This is a genomic window from Pararoseomonas sp. SCSIO 73927, assembly GCF_037040815.1.
Taxonomy (GTDB): Bacteria; Pseudomonadota; Alphaproteobacteria; order Acetobacterales; family Acetobacteraceae; genus Roseomonas.
The window spans coordinates 668,891-690,176 of the sequence record NZ_CP146232.1; the positions used below are offsets into that span (position 1 = coordinate 668,891).

19 protein-coding genes are annotated in these 21,286 nt (G+C 72.8%); 9 read left to right on the forward strand and 10 right to left on the reverse strand.

The annotated features are described in order from the left end of the window. Window positions 1–13: 13 nt before the first annotated feature. The 7 genes from VQH23_RS03225 to VQH23_RS03255 are packed head-to-tail and all read right to left on the reverse strand — an operon-like array spanning window position 14 to window position 9,620. Window positions 14–3,520, reverse strand: coding sequence for a molybdopterin cofactor-binding domain-containing protein (locus tag VQH23_RS03225; protein WP_338664176.1), 3,507 nt, complete (start codon window positions 3,518–3,520; stop codon window positions 14–16). Continuing rightward, on the reverse strand, window positions 3,517–3,993 hold the full coding sequence (locus VQH23_RS03230) for a (2Fe-2S)-binding protein (RefSeq protein ID WP_338664177.1): 477 nt from the start codon (window positions 3,991–3,993) through the stop codon (window positions 3,517–3,519). The genes VQH23_RS03225 and VQH23_RS03230 overlap by 4 nt, the downstream gene beginning before the upstream one ends. Then, entirely contained in the window at window positions 3,993–4,697 is a 705-nt protein-coding gene (locus tag VQH23_RS03235) for an ABC transporter ATP-binding protein (RefSeq protein ID WP_408904276.1), read from the reverse strand. Before VQH23_RS03235 ends, VQH23_RS03230 begins: the two co-directional genes overlap by 1 nt. A 2-nt stretch (window positions 4,698–4,699) precedes the next feature. After that, window positions 4,700–5,458, reverse strand: coding sequence for an ABC transporter ATP-binding protein (locus VQH23_RS03240; RefSeq protein ID WP_338664178.1), 759 nt, complete (start codon window positions 5,456–5,458; stop codon window positions 4,700–4,702). Then, complete coding sequence (locus VQH23_RS03245; protein WP_338664180.1) at window positions 5,455–7,296, reverse strand: ABC transporter permease; 1,842 nt, start codon at window positions 7,294–7,296, stop codon at window positions 5,455–5,457. Before VQH23_RS03245 ends, VQH23_RS03240 begins: the two co-directional genes overlap by 4 nt. Before the next feature lie 19 nt (window positions 7,297–7,315). After that, a complete protein-coding gene (locus tag VQH23_RS03250; RefSeq protein ID WP_338664181.1) occupies window positions 7,316–8,527 on the reverse strand; it encodes an ABC transporter substrate-binding protein in 1,212 nt (403 codons plus the stop codon). Between the two features lie 40 nt (window positions 8,528–8,567). Next, entirely contained in the window at window positions 8,568–9,620 is a 1,053-nt protein-coding gene (locus tag VQH23_RS03255; protein WP_338664182.1) for a 2,5-dihydroxypyridine 5,6-dioxygenase, read from the reverse strand. Between the two features lie 174 nt (window positions 9,621–9,794). On the opposite strand from VQH23_RS03255, the gene VQH23_RS03260 reads away from it, so the two are divergent. Together VQH23_RS03260 and VQH23_RS03265 are read left to right on the forward strand one after the other, a co-directional pair. Continuing rightward, window positions 9,795–10,409 carry a flavin reductase family protein gene (locus VQH23_RS03260; protein ID WP_338664183.1) on the forward strand — a complete coding sequence of 205 codons (615 nt, stop codon included), beginning with the start codon at window positions 9,795–9,797 and terminating at the stop codon, window positions 10,407–10,409. Then, window positions 10,409–11,308: a LysR family transcriptional regulator gene (locus VQH23_RS03265; protein WP_338664184.1), complete on the forward strand. Its 900-nt coding sequence runs from the start codon at window positions 10,409–10,411 to the stop codon at window positions 11,306–11,308. The genes VQH23_RS03260 and VQH23_RS03265 overlap by 1 nt, the downstream gene beginning before the upstream one ends. Window positions 11,309–11,581: 273 nt before the next feature. Here VQH23_RS03265 and VQH23_RS03270 read toward each other — a convergent pair whose 3' ends face one another. Together VQH23_RS03270 and upp are read right to left on the reverse strand one after the other, a co-directional pair. After that, window positions 11,582–12,652 carry a YeiH family protein gene (locus VQH23_RS03270; protein ID WP_408904279.1) on the reverse strand — a complete coding sequence of 357 codons (1,071 nt, stop codon included), beginning with the start codon at window positions 12,650–12,652 and terminating at the stop codon, window positions 11,582–11,584. A 97-nt stretch (window positions 12,653–12,749) separates the two neighbouring features. Next, on the reverse strand, window positions 12,750–13,391 hold the full coding sequence (upp, locus tag VQH23_RS03275) for a uracil phosphoribosyltransferase (RefSeq protein ID WP_338664185.1): 642 nt from the start codon (window positions 13,389–13,391) through the stop codon (window positions 12,750–12,752). A gap of 314 nt (window positions 13,392–13,705) precedes the next feature. On the opposite strand from upp, the gene rfbB reads away from it, so the two are divergent. Further along, window positions 13,706–14,818 (forward strand): dTDP-glucose 4,6-dehydratase, encoded by a 1,113-nt coding sequence (rfbB, locus tag VQH23_RS03280; RefSeq protein WP_338664186.1) that lies wholly within the window; start codon window positions 13,706–13,708, stop codon window positions 14,816–14,818. Between the two features lie 14 nt (window positions 14,819–14,832). Beyond that, on the forward strand, window positions 14,833–15,705 hold the full coding sequence (gene rfbA / locus VQH23_RS03285) for a glucose-1-phosphate thymidylyltransferase RfbA (protein WP_338664187.1): 873 nt from the start codon (window positions 14,833–14,835) through the stop codon (window positions 15,703–15,705). A gap of 21 nt (window positions 15,706–15,726) precedes the next feature. Here the strand turns inward: rfbA and VQH23_RS03290 are convergent, their stop codons facing one another. After that, window positions 15,727–16,656, reverse strand: coding sequence for a serine/threonine dehydratase (locus VQH23_RS03290; protein ID WP_338664188.1), 930 nt, complete (start codon window positions 16,654–16,656; stop codon window positions 15,727–15,729). Window positions 16,657–16,895: 239 nt separating this feature from the next. On the opposite strand from VQH23_RS03290, the gene VQH23_RS03295 reads away from it, so the two are divergent. The 5 genes from VQH23_RS03295 to ptsP all read left to right on the forward strand — a co-directional run bounded on the left by VQH23_RS03295 (window position 16,896) and on the right by ptsP (window position 21,213). After that, window positions 16,896–17,378, forward strand: coding sequence for a hypothetical protein (locus tag VQH23_RS03295; protein WP_338664189.1), 483 nt, complete (start codon window positions 16,896–16,898; stop codon window positions 17,376–17,378). Window positions 17,379–17,416: 38 nt separating this feature from the next. Then, entirely contained in the window at window positions 17,417–18,325 is a 909-nt protein-coding gene (rapZ, locus tag VQH23_RS03300; protein WP_338664190.1) for an RNase adapter RapZ, read from the forward strand. A gap of 100 nt (window positions 18,326–18,425) precedes the next feature. Continuing rightward, window positions 18,426–18,857 carry a PTS sugar transporter subunit IIA gene (locus tag VQH23_RS03305; protein WP_338664191.1) on the forward strand — a complete coding sequence of 144 codons (432 nt, stop codon included), beginning with the start codon at window positions 18,426–18,428 and terminating at the stop codon, window positions 18,855–18,857. A gap of 15 nt (window positions 18,858–18,872) precedes the next feature. Beyond that, complete coding sequence (locus VQH23_RS03310) at window positions 18,873–19,193, forward strand: HPr family phosphocarrier protein (protein WP_338664192.1); 321 nt, start codon at window positions 18,873–18,875, stop codon at window positions 19,191–19,193. Window positions 19,194–19,263: 70 nt separating this feature from the next. Further along, window positions 19,264–21,213, forward strand: coding sequence for a phosphoenolpyruvate--protein phosphotransferase (gene ptsP, locus VQH23_RS03315; RefSeq protein ID WP_338664193.1), 1,950 nt, complete (start codon window positions 19,264–19,266; stop codon window positions 21,211–21,213). The last annotated feature ends 73 nt before the right edge of the window (window positions 21,214–21,286 follow it).

The window sequence follows — 21,286 nt, forward strand, 5'->3', positions numbered from 1 at the left end:
GAAAGCGCATTCTTCAGTGCGGCACCGCATTCCGCAGCCGCGCCACCGTGCCGGAGAGGTCCCCCCAGCCCGGCCGCCCCGGCGCGAAGTTCGCGCGGATGAACCCGGCCAGCTCCGCCACCTGCCGGTTGCTCAAACTCCCCCGGAACCCCGGCATCTCGCCATGGCCGGGGATGGTCGGGCGGATGCCGTCCAGGACCGTGCGGATCAGGTTGTCCGGCCGGTCGGAGTGGACGTTGCTGTTCAGCGCCAGCGCCACCTCCGGCCCTTCCTGCGCCCCGCCGCCGTGGCAGGCCGCGCAGGCCCCCTGGAACAGCCGCGCGCCCTCGCTCAGCCCCTGCCGCGGCGCCACCGAGGCCGCCGCCACCAGCGCCACCGGATCAACCGACGCCGGCGCCGGATTCAGCGAGGCCAGGTAGTGCGCCATGGCCCGGATATCCGCGTCCGGCAGCGCCTGCAGCCCCGCCACGACCGGCGCCATCGACCCCGCCGCCACGCCGTGATTCGCGGAATGCCCGGTCCGTAGATAGTCGAAGAAATCCGCCTCGCTCCACGGCACGGGGGAGCGGGAGAGCGCGTTCAGCGCCGGCGCCTCCCACCCCTCCACCACCGCCCCCGCGAACGCGGCGCTCCGCTTCTCCGCCCCCAGCGCGTTGCGCGGCGTGTGGCAGGCCCCGCAATGCCCGGGCGCGTTGACGAGGTAATTCCCCCGGTTCCACTCCGCCGAGCGCGAGGGATCCGCCTGCATCGCCCCTGGCCGATGGAACAGCAGGTTCCACCCCGCCATCAGCGGCCGGACGCTGTAGGGAAAGGCCAGCCTCGTCTCCGGCGCCACGTTCCGCACCGGCGCCTGCGCCATCAGGTGGGCGTAAAGCGCCAGCAGGTCCTCTTCCGTCATCCCGGAATAGGCCGTGTAGGGAAAGGCGGGATAGAGATGCCGCCCATCCCGCGCGATCCCCTGCCGCATGGCGCGCTCGAAGGCCGCGAAGGAGTAGGCGCCGATCCCCGTCTTCACATCCGGCGTGATGTTGGTGGCGTAGATCGTGCCGAAACCCGTCTCCAGCCCCAGCCCGCCCGCATTCACCGCCCCGCCCGGCACCGTGTGGCACCCCGTGCAGTTCCCGACCGCCGCCAGCAGCCGCCCGCGCTCGATCTGCGCCGCCGAGAACACATCCGCCCCAGGCGGCCTCACCGGCGCCATGGCGGAGGCCCAGCCCACCGCCGCGCCCGCCGCCACCAACAGCCCGCCTGCCAGCCCGCCCAGCCCAGCGAACCAGCGGCGGCGCTTCCGCTTCGCCTCCGCCTGCACCGCGGGCTGCAACCCCTCGCGGATCACCTCCGGCGTGAAGGGCACCTTCCGGAAGCGCACCCCCGTCGCGTCGAAGATCGCGTTCGCGATCGCCGCCGCGCTCGGAACCGATGCGGACTCCCCCGAACCCAAGGGCGGCTGGTCCGGCCGGTCCATCATCACCACCTCGATCTCCGGCACCTCCCGGAAATCGAGGATGGGGTACCCGCCCCATTCCTGCGCCGCGACCAAGCCGTTCTCGAAGGGCACCCGCTCCTTCAGCACGCGGCTGGTGGCCTGGATGACGTTGCCGTGGACCTGGTGCTTCACCCCCGCCGGGTTGATCATCAGCCCGGCATCATGCCCCGTGACGATCCGCGTCGCCGTTACCACGCCCGTGCGGCGGTTCACCTCCACCTCCGCCACCCAGGCCGCCCAGGCGGCGCCGTAGCCCGGGAACGCGCTGTGGACGTAGAGAGCGTAGGCAAACCCCTGCCCGCGCAGGATGTCTCCATCGGCCTTCATGCGCGGCCCGGTGCGCGTCTCCCACCCCGCCCGCTCCGCCACCGCCTTCACCAGATCCACGGCGCGCGGCTCGTGCAGGTAGCGCAGCCGGTACTCCACCGGATCCACCCCGGCCTCCGCCGCGCACTCGTCGATCCAGGATTCATGCGCGAAGGTGCTGGGCAGCGATGACACGCCCCGCATCCAGGAAGCGCGCACGATCGGCGGCATGTCCTCCACCGCGATCCGCATGGAAGGATAGTCGTAGGGCGGAATCGCCGTGCGATCCCCCATCTGCAGCACCGCCGGTTCCGGCTTCACCACCCCCGTCAGCAGCAGCCCCAGCAACGGCGCATCACTGGACGGGTAGCGCGACACGAAGTCGTACGCCGCCACGCCACCGGCCGCATCCAGCCCGCCATCCACGTCGATGAGCTGCGCCGCGCCCTTGGGCTCCCACAGGTGCTCCTGCTCCCGCGTCAGCTGCACCCGCACCGGCCGTCCGACCGCGCGGGCGAGCAGCGCCGCGTCGCCGCACACATCATCCGCACAGTTGCGCCCGTAGCACCCCGCCGCCTCCAGCCGCGTGATCTCTACCCGCGCCTCCGGCAGCGCCATCAGCCGCGCCAGCGCCGCCCGCAGCATGTGCGGGTTCTGCGAGCCCGACCAGACCCGCAGCACTCCCTCCGCGAGATCCGCCACCGCGCAGGACGGCCCGATGGAGCCGTGCATGTGATACGGCCAGGAATATGTCCGCGGCATCCGCTTGGCCGCGCCGTCCAGCGCCGCCTCCACATCCCCCGTATCCTTCAGAACACGCCGCGTGGACGGGTTCTCCCGCAGCGCCCGCTCCACATCCTCCAACCCGGCGGGCGCGGAGAACGCCTTCCACGCCACCCGCAGATCGCGCGCCGCCCGCGCCGCCTCCTCCTCCCGCTCCGCCACCACACCGACGAAGTCGCCGATCACCACCACATCCACCAGCCCGGGGATGTGCGCCACCGAATCCCGGTTCACAGACAGCAGGCTGGCCCCGACGAAGGCCCCCGCATCCAGCCCCGAGTAGGGCGGCCGCACCACGCGCCCATGCAGCATCCCGGGCAAGCGCACGTCGTGCACGAAGGTCAGCCCGCCCGTCGCCTTGGCCGGGATGTCCACCCGCGGCACCGGCTTCCCGACGATGCGGTAGTCCTCTACCCGCTTCAGCGGCGCCGTCCCGCTCAGCGGCACCACCTCCCGCGCGCCCCGCAGCAGCTCCGCATAGGACAGCCCCCGCCCATCCGGCGCGAGGACCACCCCATCCCGAACGGCCAGTTCTCCCGTCCCCAGCCGCGAGGCCGCGACCGCCAGCAGCGCCCGCCGCGCCTCCGCCGCCGCCTGCCGCAGCGGCACGGCGGAGATCTGGATCGTCTCGCTGGCGATGGTCGGCCCCTGGTCCGGCGCCCGCCCGGTATGCCCGAGCACCACTGTCACCGCGTCCAGCGGAACGTCCAGCTCCTCCGCCACGATCTGCGCCAGCGCCGTGCGGATGCCCGTGCCCAGATCCACATGCCCGTTGAAGGCCGCCACGCTGCCGTCGTCGAACACGGCGACGAACACGTCCTCCTCGTCCCGCGCATTCGCCCCCGGTACCGTCCCCGGCGTCGGTGCGCGGCGCCGGGTGACCGCCAGCACGCCCTCCGCCTCCAGCACCTCCTGCCGGGACAGCTCCTGCCGCGCCCGCGTCACGCCGCGCGCTCCGCCACGGCGCGGCGCACGGAGGCCAGGATCTCCAGATGCGTCCCGCAGCGGCACAGGTTATGCGCCAGCGCGTCCCGGATCTCCGCCTCGCTCGGGTCCGGCCTCCGCGCCAGCAGCGCCACCGTCGTCATGATCATCCCGTTCAGGCAGTAGCCGCACTGCGCGCCCTGCTCCGCGATGAAGGCCGCCTGCACGGGATGCGGCGCCTCCACCGTGCCCAGCCCCTCCAGCGTCACCACTCGCCGCCCCTCGGCGCGGGAGAGCGGCAGAACGCAGGACCGCACGGCCCGCCCGTCCAGCAGCACCGTGCAGGCCCCGCACTCCCCCAGCCCGCAGCCGTACTTCGGCCCGTTCAGCTCCAGGTCGTTCCGCAGCACCATCAGCAGGGGTGCGTCTGGGTCCAGGCGCAGCACCACCGCCCGCCCGTTCACCTCCAGCGAGACGTCCCGCGCTGCGCCCATCACACAGCCAGGTACTTGGTGCGCGCCGCCTCATCCGCCCGCAGCGCCTCCATGGTGCCGGACCACACCACCCGGCCTTTCTCCACCACCGTCGCGCTGTCGGCGACGCCGCCCGCGAAGTGCAGGTTCTGCTCGGCCAGCAGCACCGTCAGCCCCTCGCGCTTCAGCGCCAGGATGGCGTTCGCCATCTGCTCCACGATGACCGGGGCCAACCCCTCGCTCGGCTCGTCCAACAGCACGAGGCGCGGATTGCCCATCAGCGTCCGCGCGATGGTCAGCATCTGCTGCTCCCCACCGCTCATCCGCCCGCCCGGCCGGTCCCGCATCCGCCCGAGATTGGGGAACAGCTCGAACAGCCGCTCCGGCGTCCAGGGCCGCATCCCGCCCCGCGCCGCCTGGCGCCCGACCTCCAGGTTCTCCATCACGGTCAGGTCGGCGAAGACCCGCCGGTCCTCCGGCACGTAGCCCAGGCCCCGCCGCGCGATCCGGTGCGGCTCCTCCCCCGCGATCTCCGCGCCGTCGAAGGCGATCCTGCCCGCGCTCGGCCGCACCAGCCCGATCACCGACTTCATCGTCGTGCTCTTGCCCGCGCCGTTGCGCCCCAGCAGCACGCGCACCTCGCCCGCGGCGATGGTCAGCGCCATGTCCTGCAGGATGTGGGCCCGCCCGTAATGCGTGTTCAGCCCCTCTACCGAGAGCAGCATCGTCAGTGCCCCCCGCTCGTCGCGCCGGTGCCGAGGTAAACCTCCCGCACCGCCGGATCGGCCCGGATGGAATCCCCATCCCCCTCCGCGATCAGCACCCCCCGGTTCAGCACGAGGATCCGGTCGGACACGTCGAACACCACGTCCATGTCGTGCTCGGTGAACAGCACCGCCACGCCCCGCTCCGTCGCCAGCCGCCGCGTCAGCTTCATCAGTCCCACGCGCTCCACCGGCGCCATGCCGGCCGTCGGCTCGTCCATCAGCAGCAGCCGCGGCCGGTTCGCCAGCGCGATCGCCAGTTCCAGCCGCTTGAGGTCGCCATAGGCCAGCACGCCCGTCGCCCGCTCCGCCTGCGCCTCCAGCCCCACCTGCGCCAGCAGCGCGTCCGCCTCGGCCAGGTACCGCCCCGCCACCGGCCGCCAGAACCCCCAGATCTCCCGATGGTGGGAGAGCAGGGCCATCTGCACGTTTTCCCGCACCGTCATGGACCCGAAGGTGGCGGTGATCTGGAAGGTCCGCCCCACCCCCGCGCGCGAGATGGCGCGCGGCGAGAGACCGGTGATCGCCTTCCCCTCCAGCAGCACCGAACCCCTGTCCGGGTTCAACTGCCCGCCCACCATGTTGAAGCAGGTGGATTTCCCCGCCCCGTTCGGCCCGATCAGCGCCAGCATCTCCCCCGGCGCCACGGCGAAGGAGACATCCCCCACCGCCTGCACGCCGCCGAAGGACTTGCTCAGCCCCTGCACCACCAGAACGCTCATGCCTCACGCCCCCGCAGCCACAGCCGGCGCACGGCCCCCGCGATACCCTCGGGGAAGGCGACGACGAGGGTCACGATCACCGCGCCCAGCACCAGCCGCCATAGATCGGTGGAGCGCATCAGCACGTCCGCCAGTCCCGTGTAGACGAGGGCGCCGATGATCGGCCCGGCCACCGTCTGCAGCCCGCCCAGCAGCACCATCAGCAGCGCCTCCACCGAGTGCGCGATGGAGATGTAGGTCGGGAAGATGCTGCCCTTGCCGTAGGAGAACAGCGCGCCGGACAGCCCGCAGGCCGCCCCCGCCACGGTAATGGCCGCGATCCGCAGCCCCTTCACGTCCAGCCCGATGGCCGCCGCGCGCGGGGCGGAATCCCGTGCCGCCCGCAGCGCGTAGCCGTAGGGCGCGTAGAGGATCCGCCGCAGCAGCAGCGCCCCGCCGACCGAGAGCGCCAGCGCCAGCCAGTAGAAGACCCGCGTCTCCGAGGCCCAGGCCGGCCGCACCAGCCCCAGCAGCCCGTTGTCGCCCCCCGTCACCTCCACCCACTGGAAGGAGACGGCCCAGACGATCTGCGCGAAGGCGAGCGTCAGCATGGAGAGGTAAACGCCGGAGAGCCGCACCACGAACCAGCCGAACCCCGCCGCCACGATCCCCGCGACGAGCGGCGCGGCGAGCAGCCCCACCGGCATGGGCGCGGCGATCCACTGCATCAGCAGCCCCGCCGCGTAGGCGCCGATGCCGAACCAGGCCGCGTGGCCGAAGCTCGCCATCCCGCCCGGCCCCATCATGAAGTGCAGCGACACGGCGAAAAGGATTGCGACGCAGGCATCCGTCAGGACGGTGAGCGCGTACTCCCCCACCAGGAAAGGCGCGGCGACCGCCAGCAGCAGCGCCACGGCGCCCAGGGCCTTCAGCTCCGGCGGCGCGGCGCGGATGACGGGCGCGGCCACTGTCGCCTCCCGCGCCTCCGCCTGCGGCCGGCCCAGCAGCCCGTTGGGGCGGAACACCAGCACCACGGCCATGACGAGGAAGACGAGCACCAGCGTGATCTTCGGCACCAGCACGATGCCGAAGGCCTGGAGGACGCCGATGAGCAGGCTGGCGACGAAAGCCCCCGTCAGGCTGCCCAGTCCGCCCACCACCACCACGACGAAGGCGTCCGTGATGACCGCGAGGTCGATGTTGAGGTTGGCCGAGGCGCTGGGCAGCGAGAGCGCGCCGCCCAGCCCCGCCAGCCCCGCGCCCAGCGCGAACACGGCCGTGAACAGCGTGCGCTGGTTCACCCCCAGCGCCGCCACCATCTCGCGGTCCAGCGTGGCGGCGCGCACCAGCGTGCCCCAGCGCGTGCGGTTCATCAGCAGCCACAGCAGCCCCAGCACCACCGGCCCGATCGCGATGAGGATCAGGTCGAAGAGCGGAAAGCGGCTGCCGCCGATCTCCACGAACCCCCGCAGCCAGCGCGGGCGCGGCAGGGGCAGCTCCACCGCCCCCCACAGCCAGAGCGTGATGTCCTGCAGCATCAGCACCACGCCGAAGGTAGCGAGAAGCTGGAACAGCTCCGGCGCGCGATACACCCGCCGCAGCACCACCAACTCCAGCACCACCCCGATCGCCGCGGTGGCGAGCGCGGTGAGGAGGACGCCGAGGACGAACCACTCCGGGTCCCGCGGCAGCCGCGTGAGGATGCTCCACCCGATATAGGCGCCGAGCATCATGAGCGACCCGTGGGAGAAGTTCACGATCCGGGTGACGCCGAAGATGATCGTCAGCCCGGACGCCACGAGAAAAAGCGACGAGGCCCCGGCGAGCCCGGTCAGCAGTTGAGGAAGGATGCTGTCCATAGGCTCGCCGGAATTCCCCTCAGTTGGCGGAGGCGGGGCGCATGGCGCGCACCGCGTCGTCGGTCGGCAGCAGATCCTTGCCGTCCACGTAGCGCCAGTCCGCCATCACGCCGGCATTCCCGCGCAGGGCGGTCTTGCCGACGAAGACGCCGAGCGTCCCCTGGTGGTCCTGCGCGCGCCAGGTCACGGGGCCCACGGGGCTCTCGAAGGAGGCGCCGCGGAAGCCCTCCGCCATGCGCTCCACCTCCACCGAGCCCGCCTTGGCGATGCCGGCCGCGATGGACTGGATCAGCGCGTAGCCCACCAGCGACCCGCACATCGGCTTGGCGTTGAACCGCCGCCGGTAATCGGCCGCGTAGGCCTTGTGCGCGGGGGTGTCGATCGCCTCGCCGGGATAGCCCGTCACGATCCAGCCCTCCGGCGCCTCGTCGCCCAGCGGGTCCAGGTATTCCGGCTCCCCGGTCAGCATGGAGACGACGCTGCGGCGCTCGAACAGCCCGCGCGTGTTGCCCTGGCGCACGAAGTTCGTCAGGTCCGGGCCGAACAGCACGTTGAAGATGCCCTCCGGGCGCATCCCCTCCAGCGCCTGCACCGTCGCGCCCGCGTCCACGCGGCCCAGCGCCGGCCACTGCTCGCCCACGAAGGTCACGTCCGGCCGCTTGGCCGTCAGGATCTGGCGGAACCACTTCACGGCGGACTGGCCGTACTCGTAGTTCGGCGCCACCACGGCCCAGCGCTTGGCGGGCAGCTTCGCCGCCTCCTCAGCCAGGATCGCGGCCTGCATGTAGGTGCTGGGGCGCAGGCGGAAGGTGTAGCGGTTGCCGCGGTCCCACACCATCGCGTCCGTCAGCGGCTCACCGCCGACATAGAGGCGCTTGTTCTGCAGCGCGTACTCGCTGAGGGCGAGGCCGACATTGGAGAGGAAGGCGCCCGCCAGCACGTCCACCTTCTGGTCGTTGTACAGCTCGCCCGCCAGCCGCACCGCGTCCTGCGGCCGCCCCGCATCGTCGCGCGTGATCAGCTCCAGCGGCCGCCCCAGCACGCCGCCGCGCCCATTGATCGCCTCCGCCGCCAGCTGCATGGCGTTACGGTAGGGCAGGGTAAAGGCGGGCTGCGCGGTGTAGGAGTTGATCTCGCCGATGCGGATGGGGTTGCTCCCCTGCGCGCGGACCAGGCCGGGCAGGGCGAGCGAACCGGTCGCGCCGAGGATCAGGCGCCGTGAGACGGGCATGGAGCTACTCCTGGTCGGGTTGGGATGCGGAAGCGGCCGTTCACTCGGCCGCCAGAGGCGCCTCATCAAGAACCTTGCCGTCCAGCGTCACCGGCACGCCGTCCAGCCGCACGGTGCAGCGGCGCAGCGGGATATCGATGTGGCAGGGCGTGTTCCGCGTGCCGCCCGCCTCCGTGTTCGGCCCGAGCGAGAACAGGAAGTTCCCGGCAAAGGCCCGCGCATCCATCCCGATCGTCTGCTCCCGGTCATACAGCGAGAGAACGGACCACCGCGCCCGGTCCTGCAGCCCCCAGCCGATATGGGAGATGGCGTAGGCCTCGGGATCGTTGAAGCTGTCCATGTAGTCGCGCAGCAGCTCCGCATCCAGGCCGCCCTCGACCTTCACGGCGTAGCCGTCCTTCACGGTCAGCACGATCTTGTCCTGCGTGTAGGACTTCTGCGGCAGCAGGATGTCGCCCCGGTCGATCACGATCGTGCCGTTCGACTTCCCCTCGTTCGGCCAGGTCGCCAGGAACCCCGAAGGCCAGTGGTCCCACCGCCCCGGCGCGTCCACGAAGCCGTACTCCTCCAGCAGCGGGTACTCGCCGACCGCGAACCGGATATCCGTCCCGGCTGCGGAGGTCACGTGCATCTCCTTCGCCGCCTTCAGCTTCTCGGCGGCCGCCTTCACCCGCAGCTTGTCCGCCATCGTCGGCACCAGCCGCGCCAGAACCTCCGGCGGCTCCACCGCCAGCAGCATCCGCGTCCCGCTCTCCAGGATTTCCCCCTGCTCGGGGGAGAAGAGAAGCAGCATCAGGTCCAGCACCAGGTCGCTCGCCTTCAGCGCCGCCATTCCCGCCGGGTTCCCCGTCAGCGGCGTGTCGCCCACGAAGGCCAGCGCGTCGCGGGAGAGCGAGGCCTCCCCGTTCATCGGCGGCAGGTCCAGGCGATTCACGATCGCGCCCATCCCGCGCGCCGCGATCATCGCGGTGGAGAGAGTCTGCGGGTGCGTCGCCGCCCCCGTCAGCACCGTCACCACCTCGCCCGATTTCAGGTTCGACAGCGCCAGGACCTTCTTCCAGGCCTCGACCATGTCCGCATCGCTGATCGCCATCGGCTCTGCCTTCCCGCTGAAACTAACTGAGCGTACAGTTATGTCCAAAGCGCCGAAAAGCGGAATTCCGCCCTGCAGCGCAACATCCCGCCCACGCCAGCACCCGATCCGCCCATCTTGCATGCACATGGCAGGTCAGGTGACCATTTCCTGAACAGCCGCCAGGATCACCCTATGGACCAGCACTTCTACGAGCCCCGGCTCGGCCACGGCCTGCCGCACGACCCCTTCAAGGCCATCATCGCACCCCGCCCCATCGGCTGGATCAGCAGCATGGACCCGGACGGCCGCGTGAACCTGGCCCCCTACAGCTACTTCAACGGCTTCGGCTCCGCGCCCCCCGTCGTCGCCTTCGGCAGCGAGGGGCGCAAGGACAGCGTCCGCAACATCGAGGCGACCGGCGAGTTCGTCTGCAACTTCGTTACCCGCGAGCTGGCGGAGGCGATGAACCAGAGCTGCGCCCCCCTTCCCCACGGCATGTCGGAGTTCGAGCACGCCGGCCTCGAGGCCGCCCCCTGCCGCCTCGTGCGCCCCCCGCGCGTCGCCGCCTCCCCCGCCGCGCTGGAGTGCCGCGTGCTGCAGGTGGTCTCGCCGAAGGACCTGGACGGGCGCGAGATCGGCACGCACATCGTCCTCGGCCAAGTCGTCGGCGTGCACATCAACCGCGCCTTCCTGAAGGACGGGATCTTCGACACCAAGGCCGCCCGCCCCATCGGCCGCTGCGGCTACCGCGGCGACTACGCGGAGATCGGCGAGATGTTCGAGATGATCCGCCCCAACTTCCCCTGATGCGCCTCACGCTGGAACAGCTCCGCGTCTTCGTCGCCGTCGCGGAACGCCAGCACGTCACCCGCGCGGCGGAGGCGCTGCACCTCACCCAGTCCGCCACCAGCGCCGCCGTCGCCGCCCTTGAATCCCGCAGCGGCCTCCGCCTCTTCGACCGGATCGGCCGCGGCATCGCCCTCACCGCCGCCGGCCGCGAGTTCCTGCCGGAAGCCCGTGCCGTGCTGGCCCGGGCGGAGGCGGCGGAGAACGTCCTGGCGGACCTCGCCGGGCTCGGCCGCGGCACTCTCCCCGTCCACGCCAGCCAGACGATCGCGAGCTACTGGCTCCCCCGCCACCTCGTCGCCTTCCGCCGCGCCCATCCCGGCATCGCCGTGCCGCTGGCCATCGGCAACACCGCGGGGGTGGCCGCCGCCGTCCGCGCCGGCACCGCCGAGCTCGGCTTCGTGGAGGGCGCGGTGGAGGACGCCCAGCTCCTCGCCCGCACGGTCGCCACGGACCAGCTCGTCATCGTCGTCGCCCCCGCCCACCCCTGGGCCCGGCACCCGCCCGCCACCCTGACCGGGCTGACGGAGGGCGACTGGGTCCTGCGCGAGCCCGGCTCCGGCACCCGCTCCGCCTTCGAGGATTCCCTCCGCGACGCCGGCCTCGCCCCGCGCTCCCTCCGCGTCGCCCTCGAGCTTCCCTCCAACGAATCCGTGCGCGGCGCGGTGGAGGCCGGCCTCGGCGCCACCGCCCTCTCCGCCTCCGTCACCGCCCCCTCGATCGAGGCCGGGCTCCTCCACCGCGTGCCCCTGGACCTCCCCGCCCCGGCCCTCCGGCGCGCCTTTCAGGTGCTGCGCCACCGCGACCGCGCGCCCAGCCGCGCGGCGGAAGCCCTGCTGGCGCTTCTGCCCGGGGAGTGAGCGCGGGTGGCCCCAGGGGAGGAGAGAAAGAATTCTCCCCTCCCCTGGACCCCACCCCTCATCTTCTTTCAAAGGGCTGCCGCGGGATGCGGAACCGGGGGCTCGCCGAGGGTCCACGACCCTCGGCGCCGGATATGGCAGTAAGGGCTGACCTCATTCAAAAAGTCCGCGGCGCAACGGCGCTCATCGTATCCGCGGCAGCCCGATCGCGGGGTCCGGGGTGGCCGTTGCCACCCCGGCGGGGGTCCAGGGGGCAGCGTCCCCTGGGGCCACTCACGCCACCCCTAGCACCCGGATCAGCCCCAGGCTCACCGCCACCAGCAGCAGCAGCGACGCTACCGCCGCCCCCACCACGCGCCCGCCGGACCGCGCCACGCTCCGCAGGTCCACCCCCAGCCCCAGCGCAGCCATGGCCAGCACCGTCAGCGCCGTGGCAGCGCTCGCGAACGGCCCCAACAGCGCGGCCGTCAGCAACTCCAGGGAGCGCAGGGCGGCCAGCCCCAGGAAGCCCAGGATGAACCAAGGGATCAGCCGGGAGAGCGGCGGCCGCGCCCCGCCCCGCCCCGGCGCCAGCAGGGAGAGCGCCACCACCACCGGCCCCAGCATCAGCACCCGCACCAGCTTCACCAGCGTGCCGACCTGCACGCTCAGCGCCCCTACCGGCGCCGTGGCCGCCAGCACCTGCGGCACGGCATAGACCGTCAGCCCGGCCAGCACGCCGTACTGCCCGCCGCTCAACCCCAGCAGCGGCGCCAGCAGCGGCAGCGCCAGCACCACCGCCACGCCCAGCACGGCGGTGAAGGCGATGGCGGCGGCCACGTCCTCCCCCTTCGCACCCACCACCGGCGCCACGGCCGCGATGGCGGAGTTCCCGCAGATCGAGTTGCCGCAGGCCACCAGCACGGCCAGCCGCGGCGCCAGCCCGAAGGCCCGCCCCAGGGCGTAGCTGGCCGGGATCGCCACCCCCACAACCGCCGCGATCCCCAGCAGCAGCTCCCACCCCACCGCCAGGATCGTCGCGGCGCTCAGCGAGGCGCCGAGCAGCACAACGGCCACCTCCAGCAGCACCTTGGCGGAGAAGTCGACCCCCGGCTTCCACCGCGGCCCCGGCCGCCAGCCCGTGCGGATGGCGCAGCCCAGCAGGATCGCCAGCACCAGCGTCTCCAGCCAGGCGCGGCCGAAAACTGCTTCCTCCAGCCGCGCCAGCCCCAGCGCGGCGAGCGAGACGGCGGCGCAGAGCACCACCCCCGGCAGGAGCCGGGCCGCGCGGCCGGCAAGCGTCATCCCGGCCGGGGCCGCTCCGGCCGGCCTCGCTCGAACCGGCGTCACTTCGGGCAGGGTCATGAAACGGCAATCTCCGGCCCGGGATGTGCGCCGGCCGGAGTCATCCAACAAACAGTTGGATCAGATCGGAACGATCGTCCCGGTCGATCCTTCGACCCTACTTCGTCCCGAAGAGGCGGTCCCCCGCATCGCCCAGCCCCGGGCGGATGTAGGCGTGCTCGTCCAGCACCCGGTCCACCGCGCAGGCATAGACCGGCACGTCCGGATGCGCCTTCGCCAGCACGGAAACCCCCTCCGGCGCCGCCAGCAGGCAGGCGAAGCGCAGGTTCGCGCAGCCCGCCGCCTTCAGCCGCTCCAGCGCGGCGGCGGCCGAGTAGCCGGTGGCCAGCATGGGATCCACCACGATCACCAGCCGCTCCGCCACGTCCTCCGGCAGCTTCAGCAGGTACTCCACCGGGCGCTTGGACACGGGGTCGCGGTACATCCCGATATGTCCCACCCGCGCGGAGGGCACGAGGTCGAGCATGCCCGATGCGATCCCGTCCCCCGCCCGCAGGATGGAGACGATGCAGAGCTTCTTGCCCGCGATCTCCGGCGCCATCATCGGCTCCAGCGGCGTGTCGATCGGCACGTCCCGCACCGGCAGGTCCCGCGTCAGCTCATAGGCCATCAGCAGGCTGATCTCGCGCGCCAGCGCCCGGAACTCGCCCGTGGAGGTCTCCCGCCGCCGCATGATCGTCAGCTTGTGCTGCACCAGCGGGTGGGTGAGGAGCGTCAGCCTGGGGTGCACCTGGTCCATCGCGCCGCGCCTCCTGCCCGCCCGGCCCCAGGGCACGGGGCCGGCGCGGCCCTCCCATAACGCAGCCCGGCCCGGCGGCGAAGGCCGCGACCGACGCATCCTTGCCCTGGCCCCGCACCGGCGCGATCCCCGTCGCGGCCACCCCCGCATCCCCGAGCGATTTCTCCGGGAGCCGTCACGCCCTATAGGTGCCCCAATGGGTGCAAAGAGAACCCCGATGCGCCCCGCCCCTGCCCCCAGCGGGCCGCAATGCCCTGCTAACCCCGCCGCAGGCCGCCCAAAGCAGGCCGCCTAAAGAGGACCCACACCCCCCCATGCGCGTGATCGTCACTGGTGGTGCCGGTTTCATCGGCTCTGCTCTTGTTCGGCACCTGGTTCTCGAGCTCGGGCACGAGGTGCTCGTGGTCGACAAGCTCACCTATGCCGGGGACCGCCGGACGCTGGCCCCCTGCGAGGGCCGCCCCGGCTTCGCCTTCCTGCAGGCCGACATCTGCGACGCCGAGCGGATGCGCGCCGCCCTCGCCGACTACGCCCCCGACGCCGTGCTGCACCTGGCCGCCGAGAGCCATGTGGACCGCTCCATCGCCTCCGCCGCCCCCTTCATCCAGACCAACGTGGTCGGCACCTTCGCCCTGCTGGAGGCCGCCCGCGCCCTGGTGGCCGGCTACGACGCCCCCCGGGCCGCGGCCTTCCGCTTCCTCCACGTCTCCACCGACGAGGTCTTCGGCTCCCTCGGCCCCACCGGCGCCTTCACCGAGAGCACGCCCTACGACCCGCGCTCCCCCTACTCCGCCAGCAAGGCCGCCTCCGACCACCTGGCCCGCGCCTGGCACGAGACCTACGGCCTGCCCACGATCGTCACCAACTGCTCCAACAACTACGGGCCCTACCACTTCCCCGAAAAGCTCATCCCGCTCGTCACCCTCAACGCGCTGGAGGGCAAGCCCCTCCCCGTCTACGGCGACGGCGGCAACGTGCGGGACTGGCTCTTCGTCGAGGACCACGCCCGCGCCCTGGCCGCGGCGCTGACCCGCGGCACCCCGGGGCGGACCTACAACATCGGCGGCCGCGCCGAGCGCACCAACCTGCAGGTCGTCCACGCCATCTGCGACACCCTGGACCGCCTCCGCCCCCGCTCCACCAACGAGGGCCCCACCAACGAGGACCCCGCCGACGAGGGCCCCGCCCCGCGCCGCGACCTCATCACCTTCGTCCCCGACCGCCCGGGACATGACCGCCGCTACGCCATCGACCCCACCAGGGCCGAGAGGGAACTCGGCTGGCGCTCCACCCTCACCTTCGAGGAGGGCATCGAGCGCACCCTGCGATGGTACCTCGACAACGAGGCCTGGTGGCGACCCTTGCGCGACACATACGCCGGAGAACGCCTCGGACTCCTCCCCGACAACAAGAAAGACACGGCATGATGTCCGGGACACCCATGAAGGGCATCATTCTGGCGGGTGGTAGCGGCACGCGGCTGTACCCGGCGACGATGGCGGTGTCGAAGCAGCTGCTGCCCGTCTACGACAAGCCGATGATCTACTACCCGCTCTCGGTGCTCATGCTCGCCGGGATCCGCGAGGTGCTGATCATCTCCACCCCGCACGACCTGCCCCTGTTCCAGCGCCTGCTCGGCACCGGCGAGCAGTGGGGCATCCGCCTCTCCTACGTCGCCCAGCCCAGCCCCGACGGCCTCGCCCAGGCCTTCCTCCTGGGCGAGGAGTTCCTCGCCGGCGCCCCCTCCGCCCTCGTGCTGGGGGACAACATCTTCCACGGCTCCGAGCTGGACGGGCGCCTGGCCGAGGCCCGCGCCAACGGCCCCGGCGCCTCCGTCTTCGCCTACCGCGTGGCCGACCCCGAGCGCTACGGCGTGGTCGAGTTCGACGAGGCCTACCGCGCCCTCTCGCTCGAGGAGAAGCCGGCGCGCCCGCGCTCGGACTGGGCCGTCACCGGCCTCTACTTCTACGACGGCCGCGCCTCCGAGATGGCCCGCCGCGTCAGGCCCTCCGCCCGCGGCGAGCTCGAGATCACCGACCTCAACCGCCTCTACCTCGAGGAGGGCAGCCTGCGCGTCATCCGCCTCGGCCGCGGCTACGCCTGGCTCGACACCGGCACCCATGACAGCCTGCTCGAAGCCGGCGAGTACGTGCGCGCCATCGAGAAGCGCACGGGCATGAAGGTGAACGCCCCCGAGGAGGTCGCCTGGCGCATGGGCTTCATCGACGACACCGCCCTCCAAGCCCTCGCACAAGCACAACGCAAGAGCGGCTACGGCCACTACCTCGAAGGCCTGCTCAACCAACGGCGGTAGGCGCCGCCACCCAGCCCCCCCTCAGGCCACCGAACCGGGGTCGCAGTTCCCCCCGCAGACCAGCACGCCCACCCGCACCCCCGCGGGCGGCGTCCAGGCGCCGGAGAGAAGGGCGGCCAGCGCCGCCGCCCCGCCGGGCTCCGCCACCACGCGGGCGGCGGACCAGAGGCGCCGCTGAGCAGCGCGGATCGCCTCGTCCGCCACCAGCACGGATTCGCGGACCACCCCCTGGGCGAGGGGGAACATGAGGCCGCCGACCCGGCGCGCCCCGAGGCTGTCCGCCGCCAGTCCGCCGACTGGCGCGTCCACGGGCCGGCCGGCGGCGAGGGCGGCGTGCAGGGTGGGGCAGCCCTCCGGCTCCACCGCCACCACCTGCACCCCCGTGCCGGCGAACCAGGCGGCAATGCCCCCGATCAGGCCGCCGCCGCCCACCGCCACCAGCACATGGGTCAGGCCCGGCAGGTCGGCCTCCAGCTCCCGCGCCACGGTCCCCTGCCCGGCCAGCACCTCCGCCTGGTCGTAGGCGTGGACGGACAGGGCACCGGTCTCACCGCGCCGGGCCTCGCTCGCGGCGAAGGCCTCGGCGTAGGTGTCGCCGCCCTGGACCACGCGCGCCCCCGCCTCCGCGATGCGGGCAACCTTGGCGGGAGCGGCGATGGCGGGGACGAAGATCTCGGCGGGAATGCCGAGCGCGCCGGCGGCATGGGCCACGGCCGCGCCGTGATTGCCGCCGGAGGCCGCGATGACCCCGCGGGCGGCCCCATCCGCCTGCAGGAGCGCATTGAAGGCCCCGCGCGCCTTGAAGGATCCGCTGACCTGCAGCGACTCGAGCTTCAGCGACACGCCGCACGGCGCGCCCAGGGCCGCGCCGGGCAGACCGAGGACGGGTGTCCGGCGGATATGCGGGGCGATCCGGGCTGCGGCGGCTTCGATGGCGGTGCGCGTGATCATGCCCCGGGGATGGCCCCGGGGCGCCCGCCTGTCCACCCTCCGGCCCGGCCGAAGCGGAGGGCCGGGAAGGGGTTGCGGGCGGATCCTCCCGCCGGAAGCGAATGGCCCGGCACCCCGCGGGGTGCCGGGGCGGCCGGGCGGGAGGGAGGGCGGGCCGCCCCGGTCCCAAGCCGCCCGCTTCCGCCGCCGCCGGATTTCTGCCACGTTCCGGCGCCTGTCCGGGGTGTCACCGTCCAGCCATGCTGCAACACGGCAGTTGTGCCGCACGCGATGCGGGCGGCCTCCTCCAGGGGGTCCTCCTGCTGGGCCCGCCGGGCGCGGGCAAGTCCGACCTTCTCCTCCGCCTGACGGGCGGGGGATGGCGGCTCGTGGCCGATGACCAGGTGCTGCTGCGGGACGGGGGCGATGCCCTGCGCGCCGCGGCGCCCGCCGCCCTGCGCGGGATGATGGCGGTGCGCGGGCTGGGGATCATGGAAGGGCTGGACTCCCAGGAGGCGCCGCTGGCCCTCGCCGTGGACTGCGTGGCGCGGGACGAGGTCTCCCGCCTGCCGGAGCCCGCCCGCTACGAGGCCCTGGGCCACGCCCTGCCGCGGATCGCCGTCCACGCGCCGGACGCCTCCGTGCCGCGGGTGCTCGAGCTGGCGCTGGACGCGATCGCCGGGCGGATCACCTGCCGCGCCGGCGCGCTGGAACCCGCGCCACGCCCGGAACCCGCGCCCTGAACGCGCCCCTCCAGAAGGCGCCGCCGCGCCAGGTCGTGGTGGTCACCGGCCTGTCGGGCGCGGGGAAGTCCTCCGCCATGCGCGTGCTGGAGGATCTGGGGCTGGAGACGGTGGACAACCCGCCGCTGGCCGTGCTGGGCGAGCTTCTCTCCGGCGCCGGGGCGGCGCCGCTGGCCATCGGGGTGGACACGCGCACGCGGGGCTTCGACGCCACCGCGCTGCTGGCGGGGCTGGATGCGCTGCGGGCGCGGGGCGCGGCGGCGCCGGAGCTGGTCTTCATGGACTCCTCAGAGGAGGTGCTGCTGCGCCGCTTCTCCGAGACGCGGCGGCGGCACCCGCTGACCCCGGCCGGGGTGGCGAGCGGCGGGGTCGGGGACGGCATCGCGCGGGAGGAGGAGGCCCTGGCCCCCCTGCGCGAGGCGGCGGACTGGGTGATCGACACCTCCGAGCTGCCCCTGCCGGAGCTGCGGCGGATGATCGAGCGGCGCTACGGGCCGGCGGGAAAGGCGGGCATGTCCGTCACCGTGCAGTCTTTCGCCTACCCGCGCGGCCTCCCGCGGGAGGCGGATCTGGCGATCGACCTGCGCTTCCTGCGGAACCCCCACTACGATCCCGCCCTGCGGCCGATGACCGGGCGGGACGCGCCAGTAGCCGCCTTTATCGAGGCGGATCCGGAGTGGGCCCCATTCTGGGCGCGCATGACGGCGCTGCTGGACCCGCTCTTGCCGGCCTACGAAACGGGCGGCAAGAAGTACCTCACGCTGGCCCTGGGCTGCACCGGCGGCAAGCACCGCTCGGTCCTCGCGGCGGAGCGGCTGGCGCGGCACCTGGCCGAGGCCGGCTGGCCGGTGGAGCTCACCCACCGGGAACTGGGAATCCGGGAGGCGATCCGCGCCACCGACTCCCCAGAGGCCCATCCGCACACCATATCGATGCTCCGAGCATGACCGAAACCCATCCGGCCGCGCCTGCCGCGGCCCCCACCCCCATGACCATCCCCCTTTCGGCCCCACCCCGCCCGCAGCGGGCGGCCTCGCTGGACCGCCGATGATCGGATTCGTCCTCGTCACCCATGGCCGCCTGGCCGAGGAACTCCGCCTCGCCATGGAACATGTCATGGGGCCCCAGAAGCACGTCTCGACCATCTGCATCGGCCCCGAGGACGACATGGAGAGCCGCCGCGTGGACATCCGCGCCGCGGTGGACCAGGTCGACCAGGGCGACGGGGTGGTGGTGCTGACCGACATGTTCGGCGGCACGCCCTCCAACCTCGCCGCCTCCATGAAGGGCCTCTGCAGCGGGCCGGATCGCGGCGGGCATCAGGTGGAGGTGATCGCGGGCGTGAACCTGCCGCTGCTCGTGAAGCTCGCCCGCGTGCGCGGGACGGAGCCGCTGGCCGAGGCGGTGGACCACGCCGTGAACGCCGGCCGCAAGTACATGGCCACCGCCGGCGAGCTCTGCTCCGCGCGGCGCGGCTAGGGAGGAAAGAAGACCATGGGCCTCGACACCGCCTCCACGACCGCACCGAAGCCGGAGGGCGCCCCCATGCCGCTTCGACGCAGCCTCGTGATCCGCAACCAGCGCGGCCTGCACGCGCGCGCCGCCGCCAAGCTGGTGACGCTGGCGGAGAAGCACTGCTCCTGCCTGTCGGTCTCGCATGAGGGGCAGACGGTGCCGGCCTGCTCCATCATGGGGCTGATGATGCTCGGCGCCGGCAAGGGCGCCACGGTCGTGCTGGAAGCCGAGGGCTGGGATGCCCGCGAGGCCCTGGACGAGGTGGCCGCGCTCATCGAGGCTGGCTTCCACGAGGACTGACGCCGCACCGCCCCCTCCAGCGAAGCGGGCGGCGCGGCCATCCCGGCAGGAGGCCGGGACGGAGGAATGCATGAAGTCGGACGGACCTGCCGCATCGCGCCCGACGGACGGGAAGTCCGGGGAGGCGCGCGACGGCAAGCCCGCCGATGCCAGGGCCGCCGAGAAGTCCCCCGAGAAGAATGCCGAGAAGACTCCTGAGAAGGCCGCCGAGCTGAAGGCGGCCGAGGCGCGCAAGGCCGGGCGGCGCGCGCGCGAGCTGACGATCAAGGGGATCGCCATCTCCCCCGGCGTCGCCATCGGCCCGGTCTTCGACGTGGACGCCGCCCCGGCCGCCGCCCCCCGCCGCGCCATCAGGGAGGCGAAGGTGGAGGAGGAGCGGGGCCGGCTGACGGCCGCCGTCGCCACCTCCCGCAAGCAGGTGGGCAAGCTGAAGGCCCGGCTGGCGATCCTGCCCGAGGAGGCGCAGGAGGAGCTGGAGCCGCTGCTGGACGCCTACGCGATGATGCTCGGCGAGAGCCGGCTGATCCGCGGGGCGCGCAAGCGGATCGAGGCGGAGCTGCTCTCCGCCGAGACGGCGGTGAGCGACGAGGCGGACGCGATCGCGGGCGCCATCCTCGCCGCCAAGGACGACGACAAGGCCGGGCTGCGCCGCCGCGCCGGCGAGGTGCACGAGATCGCGCGCCGCCTGACCCGCAACCTCACCCAGTCCGGCTTTCGCTCCTTCAAGGAGGTGCCGGAGGGCTCGATCCTCGTCGCCGAGGAGCTGACCCCGGCCGACGCCGCGCTGCTCGATCCCTCCCGCATCGCCGGCGTGGCGACGGAGGAGGGCGGCGCGGACGGCCACACCGCCATCATGCTGCGCGCGCTCGGCATCCCCAGCGTGCTGGGGCTCCCCGGCCTGACCAACGCGCTGGCGCGCGGCGACCAGGCGGTGCTGGACGGTCGCGCGGGCACCATCGTGCTGCGCCCGGGCAGGGAGGCGGTGGCCGAGGGTCGCCACGGGATCGCGGCCTACGCGAAGGAGCGGACGCGGCTGGGCAAGCTGCGCCGCCTGCCCTCCGTCACCACCGACGGCGAGGAGATGGAGCTCCAGGCCAACCTGGAGATCCCGGCGGAGCTGCCGCTGATCGCCCAGGCCGGCGCCGCCGGGATCGGCCTGCTGCGCACCGAGTTCCTGTTCATGAACCGCCAGGGCCTGCCGGACGAGGAGGCCCACTACGAGGCCTATCGCCAGATCGTGGAGGGCACCGACGGCGCGGGCGTGACCATCCGCGTGCTGGACTGGGGCGGCGAGAAGGACATGGAGGCGCTGGCGGAAGGGGTGGAGCCCTTCCACGCCGGCCCGAACCCGGCGCTCGGCCTGCGCGGCATCCGCATGCTGCTGCGCCGGCCGGAGCTGCTGGAGGTCCAGTTCGCGGCCATCCTGCGCGTCTCCTCGCTCGGCCCCGTGCGCGTGCTGCTGCCGATGGTGACAATCCCCGAGGAGGTGCGCGAGGCGCGGGAGATCTACGACCGCGTGGTCAAGCGCGTGCGCCGCCGCGGCGTGACCCTGCCGGAGAAGCTGCCGGCGCTGGGCGCGATGATCGAGACGCCCGGTGCGGCCCTGGCCGCCGACGCCATCGCGCTGGAGGCGGACTTCTTCGCCATCGGCACCAACGACCTCGCCATGTACACGCTGGCGGTGGACCGGGCGGAGGTGGAGGTCTCCCACCTCTACGATCCCCTGCACCCCGCGGTGCTTCGGCTGATCCAGTTCGCCACCGAAGCGGCGCTGCGCCTGCGGATGCCGGTCTCCGTCTGCGGCGAGATGGCGGGGAACCCCCGCCTGGTGCCCCTGCTGATGGGGCTGGGCCTGCGCAGCCTGTCGATGAACGCCAGCGCCATCCCGCGCGTGAAGCAGATGGTCCGCAGCCTGAACGTGGACGACTGCGCCCGCTTCGCCCGCCGGGTGATGGAGCAGAGCGACCCGAAGCGGATCCAGGAACTGGTGATGGAGTTCGTGCCGGGCGAGAAGGGCTGACCCGGGCGGCCTGACCACCCCTGCCCTGACGACCCCCTGTCCTGACCCCCCTCTGTCCTGACTCGGGGCGCGG